Source organism: Mycetocola sp. (genome assembly GCF_025464835.1).
Taxonomy (GTDB): Bacteria; Actinomycetota; Actinomycetes; order Actinomycetales; family Microbacteriaceae; genus Mycetocola_A.
In genome coordinates this window covers 23,270-29,731 of the sequence record NZ_JAODMP010000033.1, presented here as the reverse complement: position 1 = coordinate 29,731, position 6,462 = coordinate 23,270, and the positions used below count along the sequence as shown (strand labels likewise).

Below are 6,462 nucleotides of genomic sequence, written 5' to 3'. Positions count from 1 at the left end.
TTCCGCCCTGCGCACGGGCGCGGTTCCCTCAGGGGAGGTGCACTCGAACGTGTACAGCCTGGCGATGGTGGAGGCGGCGGTGCTCTCGTCGTCCATTGGCGCCAAGGTGAGAATCGCCGATGTACTCAACGCCGCGTACGTGGAGGCGCTCGCGTCGGAGCGTCGGCCGGACGTAAAAGCGGCTCTCGAAGGGTGGGGTGCGCCGCTCGGTGCTGCGGCGGTTGTCGGATAGAGGCGGCAGCGTTCGCAAGGTCGGAGTCCCTCCCTCAAGCGGGCCGATTCCGCCGGGTTTCGTCGTGGCTTATCGACTTCTCCGAAGTTGATGACAGGGGACGCTCACGACTGACGGCCATGAAGTCGCTCGGAGCTGGGTCGCGCGACGGTGGCCGGCCCCGCCGACCTCTAAAGTTAGAAACGTGAGGAAACGGCCCGGCGTCCTGCTGCCACTGGTGGTGGGAATCGTCGCGTTCCTCGGCTTCGGCTGGCTGTGGGTGGCCGTCGAAGCGGACATGTCGTCGCCGATCGGCACCGTCATCTGGATTCTGTCCGAGCTGACGCTTGCGCTGGCGCTCGCCGTTCCTGCCGTCTGTCTCTTCTTCGTCATCCGTGCTCTGCACATTCGTGCGCTGCAGGCCCGCGAAGCGATCGGGCCGGCCGGAGCCGGTGTCGCCCAGGCCCGGGATGTGCTCTGGGCACTCTCCCATGGCCTGTTGCCGCAGACCCAGTCGCCCGGTTCCATCCCGACCGATGCCACCGAGTCGGTCTTCGTCACCGGGCCGGTCTCCTTCGCCAGGCATCGCCAGCTCCAGCCGAGCGCCAGGCGGATGCTCGCCGCGGCGCGCGCTCGCACTTCGGCCGTCCAGGTGGGGGCGGACTGGAGCTCGGAGGTCCCGGCATCCGTCGCGGCCAGCGACCGTCGCATCCTGGTCCTCCTCCCTGATGAGCTGGTCGAGATCCCCTACTCGGACATCACCGAGGTGCATGCCGATCCGGGCCAGGTCGTGTTGCGGCTCCGCAACAGTTCCCCCGTGCTTCTCGTCGGCGGCGCGGCCGAGTCGCTCGCGGTGTTGGCGGTGTGGGGGAGTGTCGGTGAGTCCGCACTGCGGCGTCACCCCGCTCTGGCAACGCTTCGCTCAACAGGGTGAACTCTCGGCGGTCCACGCCCACCAGGAACACATGCGTCTCTTTGGACCGGGCATCCTGTTGAGCGTGCACGCCCACGCCAGGCCGCACGCTGCATGGTTGGATGGACCCCATGGCCGCACAAGACACCTCCGCTTATATCGCCGACCTCGCCCGCTTTCTCGAGGCGAGCCCGTCGTCGTACCACGCGGCCGCTGAGGTCGCCAGGCGCCTCGACGCCGCAGGCTTCACAGCACTCACCGAGTCTGCCGAGTGGCCGACGGGCGGCGGCAAGCACTACGTGATCCGCGACGGTGCGATCGTTGCCTGGAGCCAGCCTGCGGCATCCGGCCCGACGACACCGTTCCGGATCCTCGGAGCGCACACCGACTCTCCAGGGTTCAAGCTCAAACCGAAGCCGACCGTCGGTTCCCATGGCTGGCTGCAGGCCGGGGTCGAGGTCTACGGGGGGCCGCTGCTTAACTCCTGGCTCGACCGCGAACTCGAGCTCGCCGGGCGGCTCGTCACCAGGGACGGTCGCGAGTACCTCGTGCGGACCGGTGCGTTCATGCGGATCCCGCAGCTCGCGATCCACCTCGACCGAGAGCAGAACAACGGGCTCACCCTCGACAAGCAGCGGCACATGAAGCCGGTGTTCGGGGTGGGGGACGCGAGCTCCGCCGACCTGGTCGAACACCTCGCTTCCCTCGCCGGTATCGACGGGTGGGAGGTCGCCGGCTACGACATCCTCACCGCAGACACCCAGCCGCCTGCACGGTTCGGCATCGACCACGACCTGTTCGCGGGCGGGCGCATGGACAACCTCTCTTCGGTCTACGCCGGCCTGACCGCCCTGATCGGCGCCCCGGAGGGTCGCCACATCAGCGTGCTGGCAGCATTCGACCACGAGGAGCTGGGCTCCGAGTCCCGCTCCGGTGCCTCTGGCCCGATGCTCGATGACATCCTGACGCGAATCGGTGCCGGCCTCGGCGCATCCGTCTCCGAGAAGTTGCGGGCATACGCCGACTCCTGGTGCGTGTCCGCCGACGCCGGCCACTCGGTGCACCCCAATTACCCGGAGAAGCACGACAGCGCGAACCAGCCGGTTCTGGGCTCGGGCGTGCTGCTCAAGATCAATGCGAATCAGCGCTACGCCACGGATGCCGTCGGTGCGGCACTCTGGGAACGCGCGTGCACCTCAGCCGATGTGCCGTACCAGGAGTTCGTGTCGAACAACACGGTGCCGTGTGGGTCGACGATCGGTCCGCTGACGGCGACGAGGCTCGGCATCCGGGTGGTGGATGTGGGCGTGCCGCTGCTGTCGATGCACTCGGCGCGCGAGCTGGCCCACGTTGATGACCTGGTCGGCTTGTCGATGGCCGTTGAGGCGTTCTTCGCCGGGGTGTGAAGCCACCTTCGCTCCGCCCTCGGCCTCGTCCTGCTCGTTCTGTGCTGGCGGCGCACAATTCCGCCAGCGCTGCGCGCGGTCTCCGGCGGATGCCCGCGCCGGTGCGGCAGGTGGCGGCCGCACGTGCGTTTCGGCGGAACTGTGCGCAAGGTCAGCCCAGCAACGCCATTCGTTCTGTGCCCGAGTCACTGAGCCTGCCTGCGCCGTCAACGGCCCCGGCTCCCGCGCTGGTATGAGCGCTCAGGTGTGCTCTCTAGGCTGGACGCATGAGCAACACATCGAGTACAGAGCAGAGCACTCCAGGCAGCTACGTCGAACCGGGCGAGGAGTACACCCGCGACACGAACTATATCGAGGACCGGATCACCCGTGACGGTCGCGACGGCTGGCCCGTCGAGCCCGGCCGCTACCGGCTCATCGCCGCCCGCGCCTGCCCGTGGGCGAATCGCACGGCGATCGTCCGGCGTCTGCTCGGGCTCGAGAACGTGATCTCACTCGGTATGCCGGGGCCCACCCACGACGCCCGCAGCTGGACCTTCGACCTCGACCCTGACGGACTCGACCCCGTGCTCGGCATCCACTGGCTGCAGGATGCCTACTTCCGCCGGTTCGCCGACTACCCACGCGGCATCACCGTTCCCGCGATCGTGGAGGTGACATCCGGCAAGGTCGTCACCAACAACTTTCCGCAAATCACGCTCGACCTCGAGACCGAGTGGACCGAGTACCACCGCGACGGCGCCCCGGACCTGTACCCCGAGCACCTCCGTGCGGAGATCGACGAGGTCAATGACCTCGTCTTCCGCGACGTGAACAACGGCGTCTATCGAGCCGGATTCGCTGGATCGCAGGAGGCATACGAGAAGGCGTACACCCGGCTGTTCGACCGGCTTGACTGGCTCGAGGAGCGCCTGAGGCACCAGCGTTACCTCGTGGGCGACACGATCACCGAGGCAGATATCCGCCTGTTCACGACGCTCGCGCGCTTCGACGCCGTCTATCACGGGCACTTCAAGTGCAACCGCAACAAACTCACTGAGATGCCGGTGCTGTGGGCCTACGCCCGTGATCTGTTCCAGACGCCCGGATTCGGCGACACCACCGACTTCGTGCAGATCAAGCAGCACTATTACATCGTGCACTCGGACATCAACCCGACAGGCATCGTGCCAGCCGGCCCGGATGCTTCCGGCTGGCTCACCGCGCACGGTCGCGAAGCTCTCGGCGGTCGCCCGTTCGGCGACGGAACCCCGCCCGGCCCGCCGCTCGAGGAGGAGCAGGTTCCGGAGGGGCACGGGGCGTAGGCGGCGGCGCGCCTCGCACGACTGCATCCCTCCCAGGCCGGGTCATCCGGTGCGCCGGGTGCTTTCGGCCGCTGAGGGTGACCAGCCGCGCAGGCAGGGTGCCGGGTGTCCCTGTCCGCTGTGGGTGGCGAGGCAGCGGTTCGGGTCAGGGCCTTGTACGTATAAGTGCCCGCTGATACATTGCGTGCATGGACACAAACCTGCACAAACTGCACGAGATGACCGACGGCCAGATCCCCGCTGTGACACGTTCAGTGGGAGCACGCGAAGTCGGCGGGGAGGACGCCCGCGTCGTCGCCATGACGCAGACCTACCCGTTCGCCCAGGCAGAGGTCTGGAACGCCATCACCGCCCAGGACCGGATCTCCCGCTGGCTCGGCCCGATCTCCGGTGACTTCCGGCCCGGCGGTCGCTACCAGATCGAAGGCAACGCCGGCGGTGAGGTGCTCGAATGCGCCGAACCCCACACGCTGCACGTGACGTGGGAGTACGGCGGCGACGTCAGCTGGGTCACGGCGACCCTGAGCGGCGACGAATCGCAGGCCACCCTCACGGTGGAGCATGTCTCCCACGTCGGTGACGAGGACTGGAAGATGTTCGGCCCGAGCGCCGTCGGCATCGGCTGGGACATGATGCTCCTCGGCCTTGCCCTCCACCTCGGCTCAGGCTCCAGCCTCAATCCCGAAGAGGCGGCCGCGTGGAGTGCGTCGGCCGACGGCACCCGTTTCATGGCCCGCAGCAACGACGAATGGCGCGGTGCCAACATCGCCGCAGGGGAGAGCGAAGCGGATGCCGCGGCAGCGGCCAAGCGCTGCCTCGACGCGTACATGGGAGTAGAAGCGGGTCCAGCCGTCTAGTGCACGCCTTTGACATCCTGGGGGATCCGGTTCGGCGCCGGATCCTCGAACTCCTCGCCGCCGGTGAGCAGCCGGCCGGTGTCATCGTCGAGGCGATCGTCGAGGAGTTCGGGATCAGCCAGCCCGCTGTCTCTCAACACCTCAAGGTGCTGAGGGACAGTGGGTTCGCGACGGTGCGCGCCGACGGCCGGCGACGGATCTATGCCGTCGAGGCAGGCCCCCTGCAGGAGATCGACGAGTGGCTCGGCGTCTTCCGCGGCTTCTGGACCCAGCGCCTGGACGCGCTCGGAACCGAGCTGATGCGAGGCAAGCGTGAGCTGACCGACTCCTAGCCGAAGAGGTCGGCGATCCAGCTTTCCTTCTTGTTCTTGCGGTAACCGTCGCGGTTGTCGTACCGGCGGTCGTGGTCGTTCCAGTTCCGGTCATTGTTGCCCTCGCCGTACTGCGGGCGCTGCTGCTGCTGGACGGGAACGACGGTCGGCGCGGCGGCAGGCGCCGGAGCGTTCTTCACCATCTCGTTCTCGGCGCGCTCGATGATCTTGTCGAGTTCACCGCGGTCCAGCCACACCCCGCGGCACTCGGGGCAGTAGTCGATCTCGACGCCACCGCGTTCGCTCATGACGAGAGTTGCTGAGTCGGTAGGGCACTTCATTTGTCCTCCAAGACGAAAGTTATCGGTTCATCCTACGGACGCATCGTCGGCCAATCCTGTGAATGCGGGGCGGTCACACACGCCGCCCTCTCAGGCTCAGCCTGGGCTGCCCTCGTAGACTCACCCCATGAATCGTCGCCTCCTCACGCTCCTCGCCGTCCCTCTTTTCCTTGCCCTCGCGGGCTGCAGTCAGGTCGGAGATGCTGCGAAAGGCATCGCGAGTGAGGCCGCATCCCAGGCCGGTTCGGCCGCAGTCGCGGAGCTGCGCGAGCAGATCTGCGCGCCCCTGCAGGACGGAACGGTCAGCGAACAGGACAAGCAAATCCTCTCGGGGCTGCTCGTGGCTGCTGAGGGTGCAGGCCTGCCCGTCGAATACATCACTCCGCTCGAGGGCATCGCCGAGTCCGGTGACCAGGTGCCGAACGAGTCGGTCACGGCGCTTCAAGAAGCGTGCGGCATCGCACCGACACCGACACCCGCACCGAGCAACGGCTAGTTTTTCGCCGCCCGCAGCGCGCCCTCGATGACTGAGAGGACCTCGGGAGCGTCAGGGACGGTCGTGGGCCGGAACCGGTACACCTCGTCGTCCGGGGTGACCACGAACTTCTCGAAGTTCCACTTCACCTTGCCAGCTTTGCCGGCGGCATCCGGAGTCTTGGTCAACTCCTGGTAGAGCGGGTGAGCGCTCCTGCCGTTGACCTGGGTCTTCTGGAACAGCGGAAAGGTGACGCCGTGGTTGATCCGGCAGGTCTCCTCGATCGCTTTGCCCTCGCCGGGTTCCTGGAAGAACTGGTTGCTCGGGAAGCCGAGGACCACGAAACCCCGGTCGCGGTACTTCCGGTACATCGCCTCGAGGGCGTCGTACTGCGGGGTCAGCCCGCATTTCGAGGCGACGTTCACGACGAGCACGACCTTGTCCTGGTGCTCGGCAAGGGTCGTTGTGGATCCGGAGATTGTGGTCAGGGGGATGTCGCGAAGGCTCATGTCGCGAGCGTAGTGACGGATGCTGTGCGCCCGCCTCCAACGGGCACCGTCCCGCTCGGCACGCTCAGATGCTCATGATCGGCACAAGTTCAACAGGCATACTGGCAAATCACCGGGACAGGTAAGGAGCAACGT

8 protein-coding genes and 1 pseudogene are annotated in these 6,462 nt (G+C 67.0%); 7 read left to right on the top strand and 2 right to left on the bottom strand.

The genetic code is table 11. The features are described from left to right. From JWP90_RS04635 to JWP90_RS04610, 6 genes and pseudogenes are all read left to right on the top strand, one after another. A pseudogene (locus tag JWP90_RS04635) lies at positions 1–232 on the top strand (gfo/Idh/MocA family oxidoreductase); the annotation flags it as partial. Positions 233–416: 184 nt separating this feature from the next. Continuing rightward, the gene (locus JWP90_RS04630) at positions 417–1,145 is read left to right on the top strand and encodes a hypothetical protein (protein ID WP_297360335.1); all 729 of its coding nucleotides are present in this window, start codon (positions 417–419) and stop codon (positions 1,143–1,145) included. Positions 1,146–1,255: 110 nt separating this feature from the next. Next, positions 1,256–2,530 (top strand): M18 family aminopeptidase, encoded by a 1,275-nt coding sequence (locus JWP90_RS04625; protein ID WP_297360332.1) that lies wholly within the window; start codon positions 1,256–1,258, stop codon positions 2,528–2,530. Between the two features lie 266 nt (positions 2,531–2,796). Beyond that, on the top strand, positions 2,797–3,834 hold the full coding sequence (locus JWP90_RS04620; protein ID WP_297360329.1) for a glutathione S-transferase C-terminal domain-containing protein: 1,038 nt from the start codon (positions 2,797–2,799) through the stop codon (positions 3,832–3,834). Positions 3,835–4,022: 188 nt separating this feature from the next. Further along, positions 4,023–4,691, top strand: a complete 669-nt coding sequence (locus JWP90_RS04615; RefSeq protein ID WP_297360326.1) for an SRPBCC family protein — start codon at positions 4,023–4,025, stop codon at positions 4,689–4,691. After that, positions 4,691–5,023 (top strand): helix-turn-helix transcriptional regulator, encoded by a 333-nt coding sequence (locus tag JWP90_RS04610; protein ID WP_297360323.1) that lies wholly within the window; start codon positions 4,691–4,693, stop codon positions 5,021–5,023. Before JWP90_RS04615 ends, JWP90_RS04610 begins: the two co-directional genes overlap by 1 nt. On the opposite strand, the gene JWP90_RS04605 is transcribed toward JWP90_RS04610, so the two are convergent. Then, positions 5,020–5,343: a zf-TFIIB domain-containing protein gene (locus JWP90_RS04605; RefSeq protein ID WP_297360320.1), complete on the bottom strand. Its 324-nt coding sequence runs from the start codon at positions 5,341–5,343 to the stop codon at positions 5,020–5,022. The two genes, JWP90_RS04610 and JWP90_RS04605, sit on opposite strands and share 4 nt — an antisense overlap. Positions 5,344–5,470: 127 nt before the next feature. Between JWP90_RS04605 and JWP90_RS04600 the strand changes: the two genes are divergently transcribed. Further along, on the top strand, positions 5,471–5,839 hold the full coding sequence (locus JWP90_RS04600) for a hypothetical protein (RefSeq protein ID WP_297360317.1): 369 nt from the start codon (positions 5,471–5,473) through the stop codon (positions 5,837–5,839). Here the strand turns inward: JWP90_RS04600 and JWP90_RS04595 are convergent. Beyond that, complete coding sequence (locus JWP90_RS04595) at positions 5,836–6,327, bottom strand: glutathione peroxidase (protein WP_297360314.1); 492 nt, start codon at positions 6,325–6,327, stop codon at positions 5,836–5,838. The two genes, JWP90_RS04600 and JWP90_RS04595, sit on opposite strands and share 4 nt — an antisense overlap. Between the last annotated feature and the right edge of the window lie 135 nt (positions 6,328–6,462).

What these genes read in the sequence shown, in the direction of transcription:
- JWP90_RS04625 (WP_297360332.1), top strand. Translation starts at nt 1,256, where the DNA reads ATGGCCGCACAAGACACCTCCGCTTATATCGCCGACCTCGCCCGCTTT.
- JWP90_RS04620 (WP_297360329.1), top strand. Translation starts at nt 2,797, where the DNA reads ATGAGCAACACATCGAGTACAGAGCAGAGCACTCCAGGCAGCTACGTC.
- JWP90_RS04615 (WP_297360326.1), top strand. Translation starts at nt 4,023, where the DNA reads ATGGACACAAACCTGCACAAACTGCACGAGATGACCGACGGCCAGATC.
- JWP90_RS04605 (WP_297360320.1), bottom strand. Translation starts at nt 5,343, where the DNA reads ATGAAGTGCCCTACCGACTCAGCAACTCTCGTCATGAGCGAACGCGGT.
- JWP90_RS04600 (WP_297360317.1), top strand. Translation starts at nt 5,471, where the DNA reads ATGAATCGTCGCCTCCTCACGCTCCTCGCCGTCCCTCTTTTCCTTGCC.
- JWP90_RS04595 (WP_297360314.1), bottom strand. Translation starts at nt 6,327, where the DNA reads ATGAGCCTTCGCGACATCCCCCTGACCACAATCTCCGGATCCACAACG.